Origin of the sequence: Azospirillum canadense, assembly GCF_025961225.1 — a bacterium.
Lineage (GTDB): Bacteria > Pseudomonadota > Alphaproteobacteria > Azospirillales > Azospirillaceae > Azospirillum > Azospirillum canadense.
In genome coordinates, this window is the sequence record NZ_JAOQNG010000004.1 from 1 (window position 1) to 19,550 (window position 19,550).

At 68.8% G+C, this 19,550-nt stretch carries 21 protein-coding genes and 1 riboswitch; of the genes, 6 read left to right on the forward strand and 15 right to left on the reverse strand.

Features of this window, described 5'->3' with window-relative positions:
- The 3 genes from M2351_RS21520 to M2351_RS21530 all read right to left on the reverse strand — a co-directional run.
- Positions 1–124: DUF1989 domain-containing protein (locus tag M2351_RS21520; RefSeq protein ID WP_264658687.1), on the reverse strand; the 124-nt coding region annotated here is incomplete at its 3' end.
- Between the two features lie 160 nt (positions 125–284).
- A riboswitch (guanidine-I (ykkC/yxkD leader) is annotated at positions 285–406 on the reverse strand.
- 137 nt (positions 407–543) lie between these two features.
- Positions 544–1,527: an alpha/beta hydrolase gene (locus M2351_RS21525; RefSeq protein ID WP_264658104.1), complete on the reverse strand. Its 984-nt coding sequence runs from the start codon at positions 1,525–1,527 to the stop codon at positions 544–546.
- 53 nt (positions 1,528–1,580) lie between these two features.
- Entirely contained in the window at positions 1,581–1,889 is a 309-nt protein-coding gene (locus M2351_RS21530; RefSeq protein ID WP_264658105.1) for a YdhR family protein, read from the reverse strand.
- Positions 1,890–2,016: 127 nt separating this feature from the next.
- On the opposite strand from M2351_RS21530, the gene M2351_RS21535 reads away from it, so the two are divergent.
- The 5 genes from M2351_RS21535 to M2351_RS21555 are packed head-to-tail and all read left to right on the forward strand — an operon-like array spanning position 2,017 to position 6,635.
- Positions 2,017–3,054 (forward strand): ABC transporter substrate-binding protein, encoded by a 1,038-nt coding sequence (locus tag M2351_RS21535; RefSeq protein ID WP_264658106.1) that lies wholly within the window; start codon positions 2,017–2,019, stop codon positions 3,052–3,054.
- Between the two features lies 1 nt (position 3,055).
- Positions 3,056–4,069 (forward strand): ABC transporter permease, encoded by a 1,014-nt coding sequence (locus M2351_RS21540; RefSeq protein ID WP_264658107.1) that lies wholly within the window; start codon positions 3,056–3,058, stop codon positions 4,067–4,069.
- Positions 4,063–4,845: an ABC transporter ATP-binding protein gene (locus M2351_RS21545; protein WP_264658108.1), complete on the forward strand. Its 783-nt coding sequence runs from the start codon at positions 4,063–4,065 to the stop codon at positions 4,843–4,845. The genes M2351_RS21540 and M2351_RS21545 overlap by 7 nt, the downstream gene beginning before the upstream one ends.
- A 9-nt stretch (positions 4,846–4,854) precedes the next feature.
- Positions 4,855–5,850 (forward strand): CoA transferase subunit A, encoded by a 996-nt coding sequence (locus tag M2351_RS21550; protein ID WP_264658109.1) that lies wholly within the window; start codon positions 4,855–4,857, stop codon positions 5,848–5,850.
- Positions 5,847–6,635, forward strand: coding sequence for a CoA-transferase subunit beta (locus tag M2351_RS21555; RefSeq protein WP_264658110.1), 789 nt, complete (start codon positions 5,847–5,849; stop codon positions 6,633–6,635). The genes M2351_RS21550 and M2351_RS21555 overlap by 4 nt, the downstream gene beginning before the upstream one ends.
- Before the next feature lie 87 nt (positions 6,636–6,722).
- Here M2351_RS21555 and M2351_RS21560 read toward each other — a convergent pair whose 3' ends face one another.
- The 12 genes from M2351_RS21560 to M2351_RS21615 all read right to left on the reverse strand — a co-directional run bounded on the left by M2351_RS21560 (position 6,723) and on the right by M2351_RS21615 (position 18,365).
- Positions 6,723–8,144 carry an FAD/NAD(P)-binding protein gene (locus M2351_RS21560; protein ID WP_264658111.1) on the reverse strand — a complete coding sequence of 474 codons (1,422 nt, stop codon included), beginning with the start codon at positions 8,142–8,144 and terminating at the stop codon, positions 6,723–6,725.
- Positions 8,145–8,208: 64 nt separating this feature from the next.
- A complete protein-coding gene (locus tag M2351_RS21565; protein WP_264658112.1) occupies positions 8,209–9,669 on the reverse strand; it encodes an FAD/NAD(P)-binding protein in 1,461 nt (486 codons plus the stop codon).
- A 233-nt stretch (positions 9,670–9,902) separates the two neighbouring features.
- Positions 9,903–10,097 carry a hypothetical protein gene (locus M2351_RS21570; RefSeq protein ID WP_264658113.1) on the reverse strand — a complete coding sequence of 65 codons (195 nt, stop codon included), beginning with the start codon at positions 10,095–10,097 and terminating at the stop codon, positions 9,903–9,905.
- Between the two features lie 157 nt (positions 10,098–10,254).
- Complete coding sequence (locus tag M2351_RS21575) at positions 10,255–10,707, reverse strand: MarR family winged helix-turn-helix transcriptional regulator (protein ID WP_264658114.1); 453 nt, start codon at positions 10,705–10,707, stop codon at positions 10,255–10,257.
- Positions 10,708–11,042: 335 nt separating this feature from the next.
- Positions 11,043–11,765, reverse strand: a complete 723-nt coding sequence (locus tag M2351_RS21580; RefSeq protein ID WP_264658115.1) for a flavin reductase family protein — start codon at positions 11,763–11,765, stop codon at positions 11,043–11,045.
- On the reverse strand, positions 11,765–13,426 hold the full coding sequence (locus tag M2351_RS21585; RefSeq protein WP_264658116.1) for a class I adenylate-forming enzyme family protein: 1,662 nt from the start codon (positions 13,424–13,426) through the stop codon (positions 11,765–11,767). Before M2351_RS21585 ends, M2351_RS21580 begins: the two co-directional genes overlap by 1 nt.
- Positions 13,423–14,199: an alpha/beta fold hydrolase gene (locus M2351_RS21590; RefSeq protein WP_264658117.1), complete on the reverse strand. Its 777-nt coding sequence runs from the start codon at positions 14,197–14,199 to the stop codon at positions 13,423–13,425. Before M2351_RS21590 ends, M2351_RS21585 begins: the two co-directional genes overlap by 4 nt.
- 6 nt (positions 14,200–14,205) lie before the next feature.
- On the reverse strand, positions 14,206–15,237 hold the full coding sequence (locus tag M2351_RS21595) for a BKACE family enzyme (RefSeq protein ID WP_264658118.1): 1,032 nt from the start codon (positions 15,235–15,237) through the stop codon (positions 14,206–14,208).
- 40 nt (positions 15,238–15,277) lie between these two features.
- Positions 15,278–16,501 carry an ABC transporter substrate-binding protein gene (locus M2351_RS21600; RefSeq protein ID WP_264658119.1) on the reverse strand — a complete coding sequence of 408 codons (1,224 nt, stop codon included), beginning with the start codon at positions 16,499–16,501 and terminating at the stop codon, positions 15,278–15,280.
- A 183-nt stretch (positions 16,502–16,684) separates the two neighbouring features.
- Positions 16,685–17,107 (reverse strand): nuclear transport factor 2 family protein, encoded by a 423-nt coding sequence (locus M2351_RS21605; RefSeq protein ID WP_264658120.1) that lies wholly within the window; start codon positions 17,105–17,107, stop codon positions 16,685–16,687.
- Positions 17,108–17,164: 57 nt separating this feature from the next.
- Positions 17,165–17,770, reverse strand: coding sequence for a TetR/AcrR family transcriptional regulator (locus tag M2351_RS21610; RefSeq protein WP_264658121.1), 606 nt, complete (start codon positions 17,768–17,770; stop codon positions 17,165–17,167).
- Between the two features lie 136 nt (positions 17,771–17,906).
- Positions 17,907–18,365 carry a tautomerase family protein gene (locus tag M2351_RS21615; protein ID WP_264658122.1) on the reverse strand — a complete coding sequence of 153 codons (459 nt, stop codon included), beginning with the start codon at positions 18,363–18,365 and terminating at the stop codon, positions 17,907–17,909.
- Between the two features lie 189 nt (positions 18,366–18,554).
- Here M2351_RS21615 and M2351_RS21620 point away from each other — a divergent pair, with 189 nt between their 5' ends.
- A complete protein-coding gene (locus M2351_RS21620) occupies positions 18,555–19,493 on the forward strand; it encodes an alpha/beta hydrolase (RefSeq protein ID WP_264658123.1) in 939 nt (312 codons plus the stop codon).
- Positions 19,494–19,550 lie beyond the last annotated feature (57 nt).

Below are 19,550 nucleotides of genomic sequence, written 5' to 3' on the forward strand. Positions count from 1 at the left end.
GCATGCCCACGTTGGCGCCGCCCTCACGGTCGATCAGGCGCAGGACCGTGCCGCGCCGCACCGTGAACGACCAATGCTTCCCGCCGGGGATCTCGTCTTCGTAAAGGACGTCGTGCCTGTCCACGGACTTGCCTCCTCACCCAACCGGGTCGTCCCGGCCAAGGCTCCAGGCGAGGCCCATCGAGGGACCACGGGCCGGGTCGTCCCGGCCGGAGCAGCTGATCAAGGAGGAATGCAGGCGTAGCGGGGAAGTCCCACCGGGGCTGCACGCCTCCGTGTTCGGAACCTCCCGGGCTTTTGTCCCGCCGTGTGCCCGTCCGCTGTTCACCGGCCGGGTCGCCGCTCTCGGACCAGCCACCGGATCGCATCAGCATGCGGCCCGGCCGGAACCCTAGCGGCTTTACGCGTCCGTCTTTGCAACGGCAATGCCAACCCACGGGGTCCACAGGCTCTGCGGCATCCAGAGGTCAGATCGGGGCCGGATCAGCCGTCGTTGCTCAAAATTTGTCCGGTACTGCCGAATTCTTGTGCGTTTGCCCGATTTCAGGCGCGCAGATGCCGTCCCACGGCTTGTGCCGCGCGCACGACAGCGGCGTCTGCCGCGTCCACCAGCCGCGTCATGGTCGCGAAGGAGTGCGGAAGCCCGACGCACATTTCCAGCCCGTGCGGGACGCCGGCCAGGGCCAGCCGTTCCGACAGGCGCAGGCTGTCGTCGCGCAGGCAGTCCAACTCCGCGGCCACCAGCATCATCGGCGGCAACCCGTCGAGGTCGGCGAGCAGCGGGACGGCGCGGGGATCCTCCTGCGCCGCCGCGTTGCCCTCCCCCAGATACTGCCGCCAGTACCAGCGCATCCGTTCCGTGGTCAGGCCGTAGCGCCCGTTGCCGAACCGGCGGTGCGACAGCGTGTCGAAATCGTGGGCGAACATGCCATAGAGCAGCAGGCCGAAGGACACGCGCGGCTCCCCGTCCGCACGGGCGGCGAGCGCGGCCGACAGCGCCAGGTTGGCACCCGCGGAATCGCCGCCCACCGCGATCCGCCCGGTGTCGATCCCATTGGCCGCCCCCTCCCGCGCGACCCAGTGCAGGGCGGCCAGCGCCTCCCCATGCTGGTGCGGGAAGCGGCGTTCCGGCGCCAGGCTGTAGGACACGGCGCAGATCACCGCCCCACTGTGCAGCGCGAGCAGGCGCAGCAGCCGGTCGTGCGTGTTCACGCTGTTCACGACGAATCCGCCGCCGTGGAAATAGACCAGCACCGGCAGGGGCTCGCTCGCCTGGCCCTCCGGCCGGTACAGCCGCAGCGGCAGCGGACCGGCCGGCCCGTCGGCAACCACGTCGCGGACCTCCGCCATCGGCGGAACGTCCCCGTTCAGGAAGACGTGATGGCGCTCCGCCGCCGCCCGCACCTCGGCCAGCGGAAGGGTCAGCGGGTCGGCCGGCCCGCAGCCATGACCGGCCGCCGTCTGGTACAGCGCGACGATCTGCGGGTCGAGCAAGGGTCCAAGGAAAAGCGTGTTGGTGTCCGGCATGGCTTCATCCTTCCGGTAAAAAGTCGCGTCGTTCGACGGTCAGTCCGGGACGGTCAGTCCGGGACGGCCACGCCGCCGGGAACGTCGGTGATGGCGAAGGTCTCGAAGAACTCGATCTCCGGTGCCGCGCCGTAGCGCGCCAGGATGCCGTCCAGCCAGGGACCGCCGTAGAAGCGCTCCGCATCCTCCTGGCGGTGCCACTGGTAGACGCCGCCGGCCGTGCCGCCCTCGCTCCAGATGAACTGCTTGCGGATCAGGCCGGGCACGTCCGCGAAGCCGGGCGCGATGGCGAGATAGTGGGCGCGGCATTCCTCCCGGCCGATGCCCGGCGGCAGACGGTAGCGGACGATGGCGGTGATCATGGGACTCTCCTCCCTCATATTTCTCTATTACTCAAGTTGACAATATAAACCGGTCCTGCTGTGAATATCACGTGAATTCCTATTATCAACACGTCACAGACGTTAAAACGAGAGGATGCGGGCTACCATGACCACGAACCGGCCCCACACGGGTTTCCCGAACGCCGCACCCACCCGGCGCACGTTGCTGAAGGCTGCTGCCGCGGGTGCGATCGCCCTGCCCTTCGCCGCTGCCGCGCCGTCCCTGCTGGCCGCGCCCGCCCCGGCCGCGCTGAAGCCGCTGAAGCTCGCCTGGAACACCGGGGCGGTCTGCGGCGCGCCGGTCGCGTTGGCGAAGCACGCGGGCCTGTTCGAGAAGCACGGGCTGGACGTGGAGTTCGTGAACTTCTCCGGCTCGACCGAGCAGCTGTTGGAGGCCATCGCCACCGGCAAGGCGGACGTCGGCCACGGCATGGCGCTGCGCTGGCTGAAGCCGCTGGAGCAGGGGTTCGACGTGCGGATCGTCGCCGGCGTGCACGGCGGCTGCATCCGCCTGCTGGCCGCGAAGGCGAGCGGCATTACCACACTGGAAGGGCTGAAGGGCAAGGTGATCGGGATCAGCGACCTGTCCAGCCCGGCCAAGCACCTGTTCTCCATCCTGCTGGCCAAGCACGGGCTCGATCCCAACAAGGACCTGGACTGGCGCGTCTTCCCCGGCGACCTGCTGGCCGCGGCGGTGGAGAAGGGCGAGGCGCAGGGCGTCGCCCACTGGGACCCGGTGACCTACCAGTTCCTGAAGACCGGCAACTTCGTGGAGGTCGCCTCCAACCTGTCGGAGCAGTACGCCAGCCGCGTCTGCTGCGTGATCGGCGTGCGCAACAGCCTTCTGCGCGAGGACAAGGCCGCCGCCACCGCGCTGACCAGCGCGATCTTCGAGGCGCAGGACCTGACCGCCCACAACCCGCTGGAGGCCGCCAAGGCATACCAGCCCTACTCGCCCAAGACCAGCCTGGAGGATCTGGCCGCCCAGCTCGGCAGCCAGACGCACCACCACCACCCGGCCGGCAACGACATCAAGAAGGAGATCGCCCTGTTCGCCGAGGAGCTGAAGACCGTCCAGGTCTTCAAGCCCTCCACCGACCCGATCAAGTTCGCCGAGCGCGTCTACGCGGACGTGCTGGCCTAAGATGAAAGCGGTCCAGAACGCCACCGCGTTCGGTCCGGACGGCGTGCCGGCAACGGACACGCCCCCGGCCGAGCGGTTGTGGCTCGGCGGGCTGGCGGCGAGCGCCGCCTGGCTCGCCGCCGCCGCGCTGACGGCCCTGTGGCCCGACGCCGACGAGTGGGGGCGCACCGGCGAATACGCCAGCCTGCTCGTCGTCGTCGGGGGCGCGCTGGCCTTCGCCACGCCGACGTTGCGCTGGCTGGGCGCGGTCGGCAAACGGTTGCGGGCAGCCGTGCCCTGGCTGCTGGTGCTGGCGCTCGGCCTGTCCGTCTGGGAGGTGATGACAGCCAAGCTGAACCTGCTGCCGCGCCCCTTCTTCGCTCCGCCGCAGGCGCTGCTGGAGGTCTATCTGGACGACTGGCCGCGGCTGGTGGAGTGTCTGGTCGCGTCGCTGAAGCTGCTGCTGACCGGCTACGGCATCGGCGCCGCGGTGGGCCTCGTCACCGGTGTGTCAATCGGCTGGTCGCGCGCGGTCGCCTATTGGATCAACCCAGTACTGCGGCTGATCGGCCCGCTGCCGGCCACCGCCTGGCTGCCCATCGCCTTCTTCGCCTTCCCGTCGAGCTGGAGCGCCAGCGTCTTCCTGATCGCGCTCGCCACCGGCGTGCCGGTGACCATCCTGACTTGGTCCGGCGTGGCCAGCGTCAACCCGGCCTATTACGACATCGCCCGCACACTGGGGGCGTCGAACCGCTTCCTGGTGCTGAAGGTGGCTGTGCCGGCGGCCATGCCGCACGTCTTCGTCGGCCTGTTCATGGGCCTTGCCGCGTCCTTCGCCGTGCTGGTGGTGGCGGAGATGATGGGGGTGAAGGCCGGGCTCGGCTGGTACCTGCAATGGGCCCAGGGCTGGGCGGCCTACGCCAACATGTACGCGGCCCTGCTGGTGATGGCCGGGGTCTGCTCCGGCCTCGTTACGCTGCTGTTCCGCGTGCGCGACCGGCTGCTCGCCTGGCAGAAGGGGATGCTGAAATGGTAGCGCTTGAACAGGATCGGACCGCCGGCTTGGCGCTGGAGGTCCAGTCGGTCAGCCACGCCTTCGACCTGCACGGCGCGCCGCTGCCGGTGCTGGACGATGTCAGCCTGCGGGCGGAGCCCGGCGAGTTTGTGGCCCTGCTCGGGCCGTCCGGCTGCGGCAAGTCCACGCTGCTGCGGCAGGTCGCCGGGCTGGAGCCGCCGCGCGCCGGCCGCCTGACGGCCGACGGCGCCCCGATCGCCGGGCCGCACCCGTCGCGCGTCGTGGTCTTCCAGGACCCGACTCTCTACCCCTGGCGCACGGTGTGGGACAATGTGGCGCTTGGGCTGGAGGCGCAGGGCCGGCTGAAGGCCAACCGCGGCCGGGTGGAGGAGGCGCTGCGCCTTGTCGGCCTGGACAAGTTCGCCAAGGCCTACCCGCACCAGCTCTCCGGCGGCATGGCGCAGCGCGCTGCACTCGCCCGCGCCCTGGTCAACGACCCGCGCCTGCTGGTGCTGGACGAACCGCTGGGCAAGCTGGACAGCCTGACCCGCATCGCCATGCAGGGGGAGATCGTGCGGCTGTGGCGTGACGCCGGTTTCACCGCCCTGCTGGTCACGCATGACGTGGAGGAGGCCCTGCTGATGGCGACCAAGGTCGTCGTCTTCAGCGAGCGCCCCGCCCGCATCAAGGCCGAAATCGCCATCGACCGCCCCTATCCCCGCCATCGCGACGATCCGGTGCTTGTGGATTTGCGCCATCGGGTGTTGGAATTGCTTGGTCTGGCGGAAAGTTGGTAAGCGTAGGATATGGCATCGAACAAACTGATTTCCCTGGCCGAGGCGGTGCGCCGCACCAGCCGGGACGGCATGCAGTACGCCAGCGGGGCGGCGCTGCCCATCGGATCCGACGCGGTGGCCTTCGGGCGGGAGCTGCTGCGCCAGGAGCGCCGCGACCTGCACGCCATCTTCCACTGCAACAGCCAGCAGCTGAACCTGCTGGCCGGGGCCGGCGCGGTGACCAGGGCGGAATGCGGCTTCACCGGGCTGGAGGTCTTCGGCTTCGCCAACGGCTTGCGCCGCGCGGTGGAGAGCGGCGCCCTGGCGCTGGAGGACTATTCCAACCTCGCCATGGCGTTGCGCCTGCTGGGCGGGGCGATGAACTGGCCCTTCGTTCCGGCCACGGTCAACATCGGGTCGGACCTGCAGGACCGCAGCGCCTTCGAACCGGACGCCTACCCCAGCCGCACCAAGATCCCCACCGTCACCGACCCCTTCAGCGGGCGCCCGGTCGGGGCCCTCAGCCCGCTGAAGCCGGACCTCGCCGCCATCCACGTCACGCTGGCCGACCCGCTGGGCAACGCCATCATGCTGGGCACGGAATGGAGCCGGTTCGAGCTGTCGCGGGCGGCCAAGCGGGTGGTGCTGGTGGCCGACGCCATCGTCGACACCGCCTGCATGCGCCAGTTCCCCAACCTCGTCCGCATTCCGGACATCGTGGTGGAGGCGGTGGTGCACTGGCCCTTCGCCGCCTGGCCGCAAAGCTCCCCCGGCATGTACGACGTGGACGAGGAGCACATGCGGCTGATGAACAAGGCGCTGGCGACCGAGGAGGGCACGGCCCAGTACCGGCGCGACTTCGTGGACGGCTACGCGGATCTGGACGGCTATCTGGCGATGATCGGGGCGGAGAAGCGCGCGTCGCTCAGCGCCACGGCGACCGGTTTCCTGCTCGACCCCTACCGCCCGTGGATCCTGCCGGCCGAGGTGGTGGCGCAACTCCAGGCCGAGGGAGGCGTGTCGTGACCCTGCCCTACACGCGACAGGAGATGATGGCGATCGCCACCGGCCGCGAGATCCGCGACGGCGAGTTGGCCATCTTCGGCGTCGGCCTGTCCATGCTGGCCGGCTATTTCGCCCAGGCGCACCACGCCCCCAACGTGCGCGCCATGACCGAAGGCGGCGTCTACGGCGCGACGCCGGTCGGCGGCCTGCCCTGGGGGATCGAGTGCAACCGCATCTCGGCAAACGCCACCAGCTTCACCTCGGGGCTTGACGCGCTGGGCTGCCTCGTGGCGTCGGGGCGCTGCGACGTCGGCATCATTGGGGCGGCGCAGGTGGACCGGTTCGGCAACGTGAACACCACCGGCATCTGGGATGGTGAGATCGGCGACCACTACCGCCCGCCGAAAACCCGATTGACCGGGGCCGGCGGCGCCAACGACATCGCGTGTGGCGCCAAGCGCTACCTGATCATGGTCGCGCACGAGCCCAAGCGCTTCGCGGAGACGGTCACCTACGTCAGCTCCCCCGGCTATCTGGAGGGCGGCGACGCCCGCGCCCGGCACGGCTTCGTCGGCGGCGGGCCGTCGGCCATCATCACCACGCTGGGCATCCTGCGGCCGGAGGCTGCGACGAAGGAGTTTGTGCTGGCGGGCTGGTACGCTTTTTCCAGCGCCGAGGAGATCCGGGCCAACACCGGCTGGGAGTTGAAGATCGCGCCGGACGCCGCCCCGATCCCGGAACCGAGCGACAGCGAACTGGCCGCCCTGCGCACGGTCGACGTGACGGGCGCGCTGCGGAAGGGGTGAGCGAAGCAGGCCGACGTCACCACAGAGACACGGAGGCACAGAGAGAATTTTCTCCGTGCCTCCGTGTCTCTGTGGTGAACATCCTCGTCAGAACCCCTCCGCCTCCGTCCACTCGTCGCCCAGCAGTTCCGGCGTCTCGAAGGTCTGGAGGCGCTGCCAGTGGTGGTCGTAGTCCTCGGCGAACAGGGCGCCCGCGATGCCCGCAGCCAGCCGCTCCGCCCCGACGCTGATGCCGGGGATGTCGCCGGTCACCCGGCCGTGGCTCAGCACCGCGGCGTAGTTGAAGGCGTGGACGCGCGGCAGCCAGGGCACCTCGCCCGGCGTGCGTTCCTGGAACTGGAAGTCGCGGCCGAGGTAGGGGTGCTCGGCGAACTCGTTGCCCTCCCGGCCGGGGGCGACGTAGCGGTCGCGCCACAGCAGGGCGTGCCGGGCAAGCTCCGCCAACTCCGGGCGGCGCGCCCAATCCACGGTGAAGCCGGTCGCCAGGATCACGAAATCGACCATCGCCGGGCCGCGCGTCGTGTCCAGCGCCAGCCGGCCGCCCTCCGGCCGCGCGCCCTCGATGGCGCAGCCGGTCAGCAAACTGAAGTTCGCATGGCGGGAACAACGCAGCATGGAGTTGTGCGGGGCCGGCACGGCGGTGTCGGCGATGTACTGGTTCTGCGCCCAGCGCCGCTCGTCCGACAGGTCGTTGAAGCCAAGCAGGAGGCCGGCGTTGCCGGCGGCGAGGCTCTTGTTGACGCGCGGAAGCTCTTTGCGGCGGACCAGCATGTACACCTTGGCCGCCCCAGTCTCCAGCGCCTCCGCCGCGTTGTCCACGGCACCCGCCCCGGCGCCGAGCACGGCCACCGTCTTGCCCTTCAGCGCGGCGAAGTCGATGGGCTCGTGGGCGTGCGCCCAGAACCGCTTGTCGACGTCCCGCCAGAAGGGCGGGATAAAGGGTCCGCCCAGCCCGTCGCGGCCGTTCGCCAGGATGACGCGGCGGGCGCGGACCGAACCTGTCCCTTCCGGCCCATCAAGGCTCAGCGTCACGCCCTCCGCGTCGCCGGACAGGCCGGTCAGCGCGGTGTCGTTCTCCACCGTCGGGCTGGTGACGCGGCGGTACCAGGTCAGGTAGTCGAGCCATTGCAGGCGCGGAATTCGGAACAGCGCCTCCCACGCTACGGTCCCGAACTGCGCCTCGTACCAGGCGCGGAAGGTCAGGTTGGCGAAACCCAGCGCCGGCCCGGTCAGCGTCTTGGGCGAGCGCAGCGTCTCCATCCGGGCGAAGGTGCCCCAGGGCCCTTCCCGCCCCGCCGGGGCGCGGTCGAACAGCCGGACGTTGGCGATGCCCAGCTTGCGGAGCGCAAAGGCGGCGGTCAGCCCTGCCATGCCGGCCCCGACGATCGCCACGTCCAGCACACCTGCGCGAGGGGGCACCCACTCCGCCGGTGGCAGGGTCAGCAGGTCGAGGTCACGGGCGAGGCGTGCTTCCAGCTCTTCCAGGGAGCGGGGTCCGGGATCGATCACGCAGTCGGTTCCTTCGCGCCGGCCAAGCCGGTGCCATGGGTGGCGGGCATTGTGCGGTGCAGTATTAGCGGCTGACGCGGGGCCGCGCCAAGACGTTCGTGGTCGATGCAATACCCTCCGGCCGGGCGTGCGCCAGGGTGCGGGCGGCGTTCGCGCACTGGCTGCGCAGTTCCGGCACGGCGGTCATCTCCCAGAAGGGCGCGCGGCTGACCGGCCCCAGGGCGAACAGGCGGTCGGACGCCGCGCCGTCCTCGCCGATCAGCGCCCCCTCCTCCGTGACGTCGAGGCCGAGCCGCAGGGGATCGGGCCGCGCCAGCCCACGCCGCAGCAACGCCTGCATCAGCGGGTGGCGAATGCGCCCGTAATCGCATTCCGTGCCCGTGGCGTTGATGATCACTCCGACCGTCCGCGTCCAGGTGCCGTCCTCACCGCCCCGCGCCCGCACCGTCGCTTCGACCCCATCCGGCGTCAACGCCAGGTCGGTCAGGCGGCCAGCCCGAACCGCCAGCCGGCCATTGGCGCGCAGCGCGTCGATCCGTGCCGCGACCTCCGGCGCCATGCGGTGGCGGTGCACCTCCCAATATGGGCGGGCGTGGCGCAGGAATCGTTCCCGCTCGTCCAGGGGCAGGTGCTTCCAGATCAGCGGATGGTAGGGCCGCAACGCATCGAAGGCGGCCCGCCAGTCGTACCCCTCCTCCCGCGCGCGGCGGACGTCGGCCTTCAGCGCGATCAGCACGTCCAGCACCGTACGCGGCATCACCTGCGGGTGGACGAAGGACTTGAAGGGGCGCGTCTCCACATGGGTGGTGGGCAGCAGCCCGCGGCGCGACAGCGCGACGATCGGGCCGCGATGGCCCTGGTTGTCCAGCGACAGCACCACGTCCACCATGGTGAGGCCGGTGCCCAGGATCAGGACCGGCGCGTCCGGATCGATGGCGGAAACCGCCGCCGCGTTCCAGGGATCGCCGATGAACCGATCCGACGCGAAAACCTCCGGGGCTGGCACGGGCGGCGGCGACGGCGGGAAATGGCCGACGCAGAGCGCCACCGCGTCCACGTCGAGCTTGGCCCCGGTGCCGAGGCGCAGGCGCACGCCCTTCCGCCCACCGGGCGCCGAACCGTCGTCCACCGCCAGATCGACGGCCTCGCCCTGGACGGTGTTGAGAGCCACGTGGGCTGGCGCCTCCGCCCGCGCTTCCCGCAGCACGTCCTGGATGTAGGCACCGTAGCGCGCCCGCGACACGAAGGCGTGGCCGCTCGGCGGTACGGCTTCGCCATCGTCTTTGGACCACAGCCAGCGCAGGAAATGCCGCGGGTCGTCGGGAAAGGCGCTCATGTTGTAGGCGCGCACGTTCAGCAGATGGGCGGCGTTCGCCGTGGAATAGGCGAGGCCGGTACCAAGCGTGTCGGCCCGTTCGATCAGGTGGATGGTGGTCGGCCCCTCCGCGTTGCGCAGGAGGTGGGCCGCGAGGACGCTGCCGGTGAAGCCCGCCCCGACGATGGCGACGCTTCGTTTCGAAGCCATGGCAATGCTTCGCTTGGAAGACGGTGACGGCACGATCATCGTTCCTTCCCTGTCGTCAATGGTCCCGGCGGCGCACAGCCACGCGCACGCCCTGGTGGCATTCCGTGGACGCCATTAGAACACCATGAATGTCTATGCCGCAAGTCGGTTTTTAGCGTCGCAACTGTGAATCGTCGACGCTTTCCGCTATAACAACGCGGTTTCTTTGTTGTTTCCGGAACGCCAGCGGCGCCTCAGCTGTCGGCGCCCGGGCGGTAGATCACGATGGTGGCGTGCTGGGCGCCGGACACGTGGATGTCCGCCCGCAGCACCTTGCCTTCACTGTCCTTCTTCCACCGGTTCGGGGCTCCCTGGAACAAAAACCCCTCGGAGCGCAGGAACTCGACCGCCCCCTCCAGCGTCCGGAAATACAGGGTCTCGACCTCCACCGTCCTCTCCTTCCATCCCTCAGCGCTTTTCCCGAAATAACAAACGGGAACTGGAGCGGGGTCAACAGCAACAGCAACCAACCCGGATTTGCATCGGGATTGGTTGCGATTTGGAACGGAAACGTTGAGAAAATGCGCCGACTCCGCGCCGCGGCGGTCAGGCGCCGGTGCCCGGCGGCAGGTCGCAGGCCACGACCTCGTCCATCATGGCGCGCATGGCCGACGCGTTCTGCGTCCCGTACAGCCGTTCGAACTCGGCCTGGGCCTTTTCCCAGCCAGGCCGCCCGCGGGCGAGCAGGTCCAATCCGGCGTCGGTGACGGACACAATCCGCGCGCGGCGGTCCTTCTCACTGACCTTGATCGACACGAGGCCGTCGCGTTCCAGCGGGCGCAGGTTGTGCCCGACCGTGGCGCGGTCCATCGCCACCAGGGTCGCCAGCTGAAGCATGGTCATTGGTCCCCGGCTGTTCAGACAGCCGAGCAGCGTGTATTGCGTGGCCCGAATCCCGACGGCGGCGAGGCAGGAGTCATAGAACCGCGTGATGTGCCGCGCTGCTCTTCTAATCTTGGCGCAGTTGCAGTGCGACGGAACATCCGATTTCCCTGTCATCCCGATCCTGGCGTCTTCCCGTGCGTCCTTCCGCGCCGACGTGGCGACGGTCCTTATCCTTCGACCACGCGGCCGGAAAGAGCGCAACCCTTTTCGCCAGGACTTAAGCGGATTGCAATCCGCTTTGGACCGCGACGGCGGGCCCGGTCGCCAGCCTTTTGTTCAGACATTGGCGACCGAAGCCCGGCCTCTCGCGGGAACTTCGTTCCCGCTGGCGGCAGGCGGATGCCATAGGCATCCGCTGAGAGCCGGCGAATGAGGCTATGTAAATCCAAAGCGAACGGAGGTTCGCTTTGGGAACAGGAAAGACTTGTGGCATCGACCGCCAGGAGCCGTCAGCCCGACGGCTCGAGGGCGTTCCCGGCGCCGGTCCAGCCCTTCTGGTCGATGGCGGACCAGCCCTCGTCCTTTTCATCGAGCCGGACCATCCGCCGGCCCTCGCGGCTCTCCGCCACGCCGGGTTTCAGCGGGGTGGTGAAGATGTTGTCGGTCAGCGTGTATTCCGCGGCCAGACGCCCAACGGGCTGCAACGCCGTGGTGTCGATCCGCCCACCGGGCAGGTACAGATCGTCCTGGATGTGGAAACGCACCACCCGGCCGATCACCAGATGGTCGCCGACCTCGCCCAGCGGGATGATGCGGTCCAGCACGCATTCCATGCTGGCCGGCGCCCCCTGGACGCGCGGCGGGCGGACGACGCTGCTCGGCGCCTTGCCGAGATTCGCGAATGCGAACTCGTCCTCCGCCGACGCCAATTCGACCGATGAGTTGTGCATGCCCTCCGCCTGCGGCAGCGACACCAGGTTGGTGACGAACTCGCCAGTGTCGCGGATGTTGACCAGCGTGTCCTTCAAGGTCACCCGGTCGGACCGCGGCTGGATGGTCAGCGACACCATCGGCGGCTTCCGGCACACCACCGTGAAGAAGGAGAAGGGGGCGAGGTTCGCCACCCCATCCACCGACAGCGTGCTGACCCAGCCGATGGCGCGCGGCACGACCGTGCCGATCAGGATTTTGTAGCAGGACACCGCGTCCAGTTCTTGCGGATCCAGGATCATCACACGGGGTCCTTCATGGTTGCTGCCAAAAGCCCGGCCGCGAGGCGCCGCACGTCGGCTTTCTGCTGCTTTCCGTTCTGGTTGCGCGGCACCGGGTCCTCGCCGACGTGCCAGAAGTCCGGCACCTTGTAGTCCGCGATCCGGGCCCGCAGGTAGTCGCGCAGAGCCGGGCCATCCACCGACGCGTCACACCGCTGGACGAAGGCGAAGGTCTTTTCGCCGAGCACCGGGTCCGGCACCCCGACCACGGAGCAGTCGGCGACGCCGGGATGCCCGATCAGCACATTCTCGACCTCGGCGCAGAAGACCTTGAAGCCGCCGCGGTTGATCATGTCCTTCAGCCGGTCGTGGATGAAGACCAGCCCGTTTTCGTCGCGGCTGGCGACGTCCCCGCTCTTCCAGAATCCGTCCGTGAAGGAGCGCTCCGTGGCCCCCGCATCGCGCCAGTAGCCGGGGCTGACGTTGGGGCCGCGGATCCACAGCTCCCCGATGCGGCCGGGCTCCACCTCCCGCCCATCCTCGCCGACGACGCGCAGTTCGTCGCAGTGGAGCGGCAGGCCGACGCTGGCGGGGTGCGCCGCCGTCAGCTCCGGCGGCATGATGGTGCAGACCGCGCAGGTTTCCGTCGCGCCGTAGGCGTTGATCATCCGCAGGGACGGCAGCCGCTCCGCGAAACGCTCGATCACCGCCGGCGGCATGATGGCGCCGCCATAGACGCCATAGCGCCAGTTCGACAGGTCGCGGCCGCCGAAGGTGGGTTCCATCAGGCAGAGCTGGTACATGGCCGGCACCAGCACGGCGAAGGTGATCCGCTCGCGGTCGATGGCGTCGAGGACGAGGCGGGCCTTGAACTCCCGCATCATGACGATGGTACCCGCCGAGGCGAGCGTGACCGACATGACCGGCCCGAACCCGGCGATGTGGGTGCCGGGGACGACCAGCAGGCTGCGCAGCGGCCGGTCGATCGCCAGCGCATGGAGGTAATGAAGGCAGGTGTGCACGAAGTTGACGTGCGTCAGGCAGGCGCCCTTCGGCTTCCCGGTCGTGCCCGACGTGTAGATGATCATCATCGGGTCTTCGGGCGCCAGCGCCGGAAGCACTCCGGCATCGTCCGTCGCAAGATCGGCGAAGCGCTCCTCGCTCGGCCGGTCGGCGTCCACGAGCAGCGTGTTGGCGATGCTGGACTCCGTGGGGAAGCGGGGCAGCCACTCCCGGGCGGTGACGGCGAAGGTCGGCGCGGCGTTCTCCACGATGTAGGCGACGTCCATCGGCCCAAGCCGCGTGCCGAGCGGAACGGCGATGCCGCCGGCCCGGACGGTCGCCAGGATCGCGACCAGATACTCCAGCCGGTTGTCGAGCATGACCGCCACCCGGTCGCCGGGGCATAGGCCGCGCCGGATAAACCCATGGGCGGTGCGCTCGACGAGGCCGTCCAAGTCCCGGTAGCTCAGCCGCCGCTCCCCGCAGACCACCGCCTCCCCATCGGGGTTGCGCGCGACGGAGGCGCGGACCATCGCGTCATAGGTGGCCGGCCGCTCTGCGAAGGCGTTGACCGTGCGGTCGCCGAACAGCGTCTCCGGCCGAACCCGGTTCAGCGCTTCCGGCACGCTCCAATGGCCGGAGCGGTGCATGCCCAGCGGCGCTCCGCCATCCGCGGTCATGACGCCACCCCCGCCTTGCAAAGGCGGCCGATCAGCGCCGCGCTGTGGGCCGGGATCTCCATCGGCGGGTAATGGCCGCTCCCTTCCAGCGTGGCGAGGGTCGCCGTGGGGAAGAGCGGCAGGATGCCCGTGCGCGCCACCTCCTCCGTCAGGACGGGATCGTGCTGGCCGACACAGACCTGGACCGGCCCGCGGTACGGCGCGATTTCGGCGCTGACGTCCTCCCGCGTCCAGGCGCGGAGGTAGCCCTTGATGGCCTCGCGGGTCGCCGTCTCGGCGGACAGCCGGACCATGAAGGCGGCGAAGCCGTCGCCCAGCCGCCCGCCCGTCACCGCGCTGCCGAGTTGGCCGCGCACCGTGACGTCGTCGATGGCGCTGTCGAAGAAGGACGCCGTGCCCTCATCCAGCGGCGCGCCGCCGGCGGGAACGGAGCAGAGCAGCAGGACGCTCTGCACCCGCTCCGCCGCCATGGGCTGGCCGGCCAGCCACTGCACCGCCTGCCCGCCCATGGAGTTGCCGACGAGGTGGAATTGCTCCCACCCCAGCTCGTCGGCGACGCCCAGCAGGTCCCGCCCCATCTCGCGGATCGTGAACTCCCCCGCGATGTCGCGGGAGAGTCCGTAGCCGCGGAAGTCCGGGAAGGCAACCGTGAGGGTCGCCGTGTCCAGGAACGGGATCATGGGCGCGTAGGTCTGGTGGTCGGCCAGCCAGGTGTGGGCGGCGATCACCCGGTTGGGCCCGGACCCGACCAGCCTGTATCGGAGCGAAGCCATGGCGCGTCACTCCGCGGCTTGGCGTTGCAGGGCGACCTGGGACAGGGCCTTGTACTCGTCGGCGCTCATCAGCTCGCGCCCCAGGCTCTCCGCGATGTTTTTGACCATGCGGAAGACCTCGGCGTTGCTGCGGATCAGGTCGTCGCGGTGCGGCCACATCCACACCGTGTCCTCCATGCCGACGCGGACGTGCAGGCCGAGCAGAAGCGCCAGCGTCGCGATGTGGGAGCTGGCCCGGCCGCCGGCGCAGACGACGATCACCGCGTCCGGATCGACGTGCCGGATCAGGCGCACCTGCCGCATCAGCCCGTCCACCATGCTCTCCGACGAATACATCGGCGTGCAGCCGGGAAGCCCGGCCAGCAGCAGCCAGGTCAGCGGCCCCTTCAGCAGCCCGCTGTCGATCAGCAGGCGGCGGGCGTTGTCCACGTCGCCGTCGGTGTAGACGGCGATCTGCGGCGTCAACCCGGCGTCCAGCACCATCCGCGTCTTTTCGATGATCGCGTGCGGCGGCTTGACGAAAAGGTTGTCGCCCAGGATCAGGGCGGTGGTGTTGACCGGCACGGCGTCGATCAGCCCGGCCTTCAGCATGGCCTCCATGGCGTCGCATTCCTCGTCGTTGACGGCGACGAGGCAGGCGTCGAAGGCGATCTTGGGGTGGCGGTTGCGCAGTTCGACCAGCACCTCCCCGAACAGGGCCGGGTCCAGCACGTTGTAGCCGGCGGCGTCGCGGGCGTGGACGTGGACCACCTGGGCGCCCTCGGCGATGCATTCTTCGGCCGAGGCGATGATCTCCTCCGGCGAATGCGCCTGGTGGGGGTTTTCCGCCTTGGTGAAGAAGGCACCGTTGATCGCGGCGGAGATGATCGCCTTCGGCGGCGCCTCCCAGCGCGGCATTGGGTCGGCGCCGGAGATGTGGCTGGTGTTCGGGTCGATGATCGCCGGCAGGCCGTAGGGGCGCCAGTAGGTGTTGATGCGCTCCCGCTCGGCGAACTTGCGGACGCGGTCCCAGTGGATGGTGTTCGTGTTACCGGACATGACGTTTCCCCTTATTGATTGGTGTGTTCGAAGCGTGCGTTCAGCGGGCGGCGAGCTTGCAGCCGCCCTTGTCGAGCGGGCGGAAGGCGGCGTCGCCTGGCACGGTCTGGACGATCTTGTAGAGGTCCCACTCGCCCTTGCTTTCGGACGGGCTCTTCACCTGGGCGAAGACCATGTCGTGAACCATGCGGCCGTCCGGGCGGACCTTGCCGCCGCGGGCGAACATGTCGTCGACCGGCATCTCCCGCATCTTGGCGACCACCGCGTCGGCGTCGTCGGTGCCCGCGGCCTCCACCGCGCGCAGGTAATGCCGCACGGCGGAGTAGGTGCCGGCCTGGAAGGAGGTCGGCATCGCCTTGTGGCGCTCGTAGAACTTCTGCGACCAGGCGCGGGTCTCGTCGTTCAGGCCCCAGTAGAAGCCTTCGGTGAGGTAGAGCCCCTGCGCTCCCTTGGTGCCCAGCGCGTGCGCCTCGCTGAGGGTGACCAGCAGCGCCGCGAGCTTCTGCTTGCCGTCGGAGCCGAGGCCGAACTCGGTCGCCTGGGTGATCGCGGTGCTGAAGTCCTTGCCGGCGTTGGCGAAGGCGATGATCTTGGCGCCCGACGCCTGCGCCTGGAGCAGGTAGCTGGCGAAGTCCACGGTGCCCAGCGGATGGCGCACCGCGCCCAGCACCTTGCCGCCGTTGGCCTCGATGATCGCCGTCGCGTCGGCCTGGAGCGCGTGGCCGAAGGCATAGTCGGCGGTGATGAAGTACCAGCTGTCGCCGCCCTGGCGGACCAACTCGCGCGCCGTGGAGTTCGCCTGCGAATAGGTGTCGTAGACCCAGTGGATGCCGGTCGGCGAGCAGGCGGCCCCGGTCAGGGCGGAGGTCGCGGCCCCCGTGGCGACGGTGACCTTCTTCTTTTCCCGGGCGATGTCCTGAACGGCGAGCGCCACCGCCGAACTGACCATTTCAAAAACGGCGTCGACGCCGTCCACGTCGAACCATTTGCGCGCCACCACGGAGCCGACGTCGGCCTTGTTCTGGTGGTCGGCCTGCAAAAGCTCGACCGGGCGCCCCAGCACCTTGCCGCCAAGCTCGTCGATGGCCATCTGCGCGGCGATCACGGCACCCTTCCCGGCCGGATCGGCGTAGTTGCCGGACATGTCCGTCAGGACGCCGACCCGGACCGGCTTGCCGTCGGCATGCGCTGGTGGCGTTGCGACTCCCAGCGCGATCACCGCCGCGGCGGCGGCCAGGATCGGCGTCCGCTGTTTGCGAAGCATGGTTTCCTCCCTGTGCGTGGACCGCCCAGTTGCGCGCCGCTTTCCCGCAGGGGCGCGGACAGCCTTCCCCGGCCGCGCCGCCGCAAGGCAACGGCGCGCAATTGGGCGATTTCTTGCGAATGGACCGGCCGTCTTGTTCTTGCGGCGTGTCGCCGGTGGGCCGGTATTGTTTTAAAAAGGGGTTCAGGCGCGAGAAGGGTGCTTGACCAGCCCTTCGATGGCGTCGCGGCCCTTGGCAGTGTCGGCGTAGATGCGGCCGTAGACGATCTTGCCGTCCTTCACCTTGAACAGGAAGCAGTGCTGGTTTTCCATGAAGCGGCCATGCTTCGACATGGCCCGCGCGACGACTGGAACGATCACGTGCGTTCCAGCATCCAGCACATCGATAGCGTCGTAGTTGAAGTACTCGTAATAATTCTCATAGAGATCGGCCCAGAAGGCCTTGAACTTGTCCAGCCCGACGTAGGTCCCGCCATAGGGCAGTGACGTCGGAAATTCGAACACCGCGTCGTCGGCGAGCAGGGCCAGCAGCGGCCCGCGCTCGTTCTTTTCAAAGCCGGTGAAGGCGAGGCGGCAAGCCTCAACGATCCGCGCATTGTCCGACATGGCTTTTCCCTCCCATTCTATGTTGATTGGTGGTCTGCTGTCGGCGCGGACCGGTCTTCAGGGGACCAGCACGCTGCCGAAAATCACATTGATGGCCTCTTGCAGCGGCTTGGCGCTGCGTTCCGTCTTCATCCGCAGAAGTGCCCCTTCCCAACTGTTCAGAAGGAAGTTGGCCAGGACATCGGCGTCGGCCGTCGCGCGGATTTCGCCGATGGCCTGCGCTTCCCGGATGGTTTCCGCGAACAGGCGGGTCCAGGCCTGGAAATTGGCCGCCAGATGGGTGCGGATGATCTCGATCTCGTCGGTCGTTTCCGCGCTCAGGTTTCCCATCATGCAGCCGCGCTGGAAGCCGTTGCTGGTGAAGAACGCGACACGTTCCTCGAAATAGGCCTTCAGGCGGGACAGCGGGCTCAGTTCCCCGTTGCCGAGGAACGTCATCAGCTTGGCCCGATGCCGTTCGAAATAGACGTCGACGGCTTCGGCGGCGAAGGCGTCCTTGCTGTCGAAGAAGTTGTAGAACGACCCCTTCGCCACCTCGGCCGATTTCGCGATCACGTCGACGCCGGTCGCCGCGAAACCCCTGGCGTGGAATTCCGTGATCCCGGCGGCCAGAAGCCTGCGCCGCGTTTCGACGCCGCGTTTGTTGGGGGCCCGGTTGGCCACTGGACACTCTCCCTTGTCAACTGGCCCGTCCATCGGACGGGTGGTCGCTTTGCCGTAAGTCACGGCGACAGGCCAGTGTAGGATCGGGGTTCGCCCAGGTCAATAAACCGACCGGTCAAATTCTTCGGCAGGCGCGCTAATCGGTGAAGTCTTCGACCGACGTGCGGATTTCCGACAGGGCGCTGGCGTAACCGGCGGGCGGGAACAGGTAGCCGCCGATGCCCCAGCCGTTGCGCGGGTATTCGCGCAGGATGCACCAGACGCGCTGGGCGTTGTCGAGGTCGTGCGGGACGCCTTCGACCTCCAGGACCAGCTTGGTCAGATCGCGGATGATGCCCTGGCGTGCGCGGTCGTCGAGCATGCCTTCCATGGTGTGGACGCGGAAGCGGTAGCGCGGGCGCTCCGGCGGCAGGCCACCGACGAAGACGTGGCGCTTGTCCACCTCGTTCACGAAGGCCCAGGCGATCTTGCGGGCTTCCGGCGTGTCCGGGACCTTTTCCCACCACATCAGGGTCTTCACGGCGCGGTGCATCAGCGTCTCAAGCTGCTCCGGCGTCAGGGCGCCGCGCGGCAGGGTCAAATCGATCATGGGCATTGGAAATCTCCGTCCTTCCCGGTGGCGTGTCGGCTGGCCCGGTGCGGGGTCCAGCGGCCGGCGCGCTGCATCTTGACATCGCCGGCCGAACGCTGTGAGATTATTAATATGACCGGTCGGTCAAAATGTCAACGCAGAATCGTTCGCCCCACCAGCGAATGTGAACACACCAGTGAAAGGGAGATGACCATGGCTTCCGAATGGCCGGTTGAGCGCAACGACATCACCTTCCAGGCCGGCGACGGGACGACCCTGCGCGGCTGGCTCTACCGTCCGGAAACGAACAGCACGCCCCACACGCCAACGCCGGGCGTGGTGATGACGCACGGCTTCGCCGCGGTGAAGGAACACCATCTGGACGCCTTCGCCTGCCGGTTCAGCGCGCTCGGCCTCACCGTGCTGCTGTACGACCACCGCAACTGCGGCGACAGCGACGGCTCTCCCCGTTATGAACTGGACCCCTGGCGGCAGATTCGCGACACGCGCGACGCCATCACTTGGCTCAGCGCCCAGCCCGGCATCGACCGCGAACGGATCGGCCTGTGGGGGTCGAGCTACAGCGGCGGGCACGCGCTGGTGCTCGGCGCGATCGACCGGCGGGTGCGCTGCGTGGTTGCCCAAGTGCCGACCATCAGCGGTTACCAGCAATCCCTGCGCCGGGTCCGGCCGGACGCGGTCGCCGCCATGCGCGACGGCTTCGACGCCGACCGCGTGGCCCGCTTCCGTGGGACGGAGCCGGCAATCCGCGCGGTCGTGCCGGCGCAACCCGGCGATCCGGCCGTCTATCCCGGCGACGACGCCCGCGCCTTCTACGCCTCCGTCGAGACCGCGCCGGACCGCCCCTGGCCCAACGCGGTCACGCTGCGCTCGCTCGAAATGGCGTCGGAATACGAACCGGGCGTCTACGTCCCGCGCATCACCCCAACCCCGCTGCTGATGATCGTGGCGGACCGGGACGACGTCACGCCGACCGACCTGGCGCTGGAGGCCTTCGGCAACGCGCGCGAACCGAAAAAGCTGGTCCTCGTCCGCGGCGGCCATTTCTCCCCCTACGGAGAGAAGCTGGACGAGTCCTCCGGTGCTGCGGCCGACTGGTTCAGGCTCCACCTGCTCGGCGGGCCGGACTGACCGGGAAAGGACCGCACGAAAAATCCGCGCCAGCTTTTCGCCGGTCGCCCGTGGAAG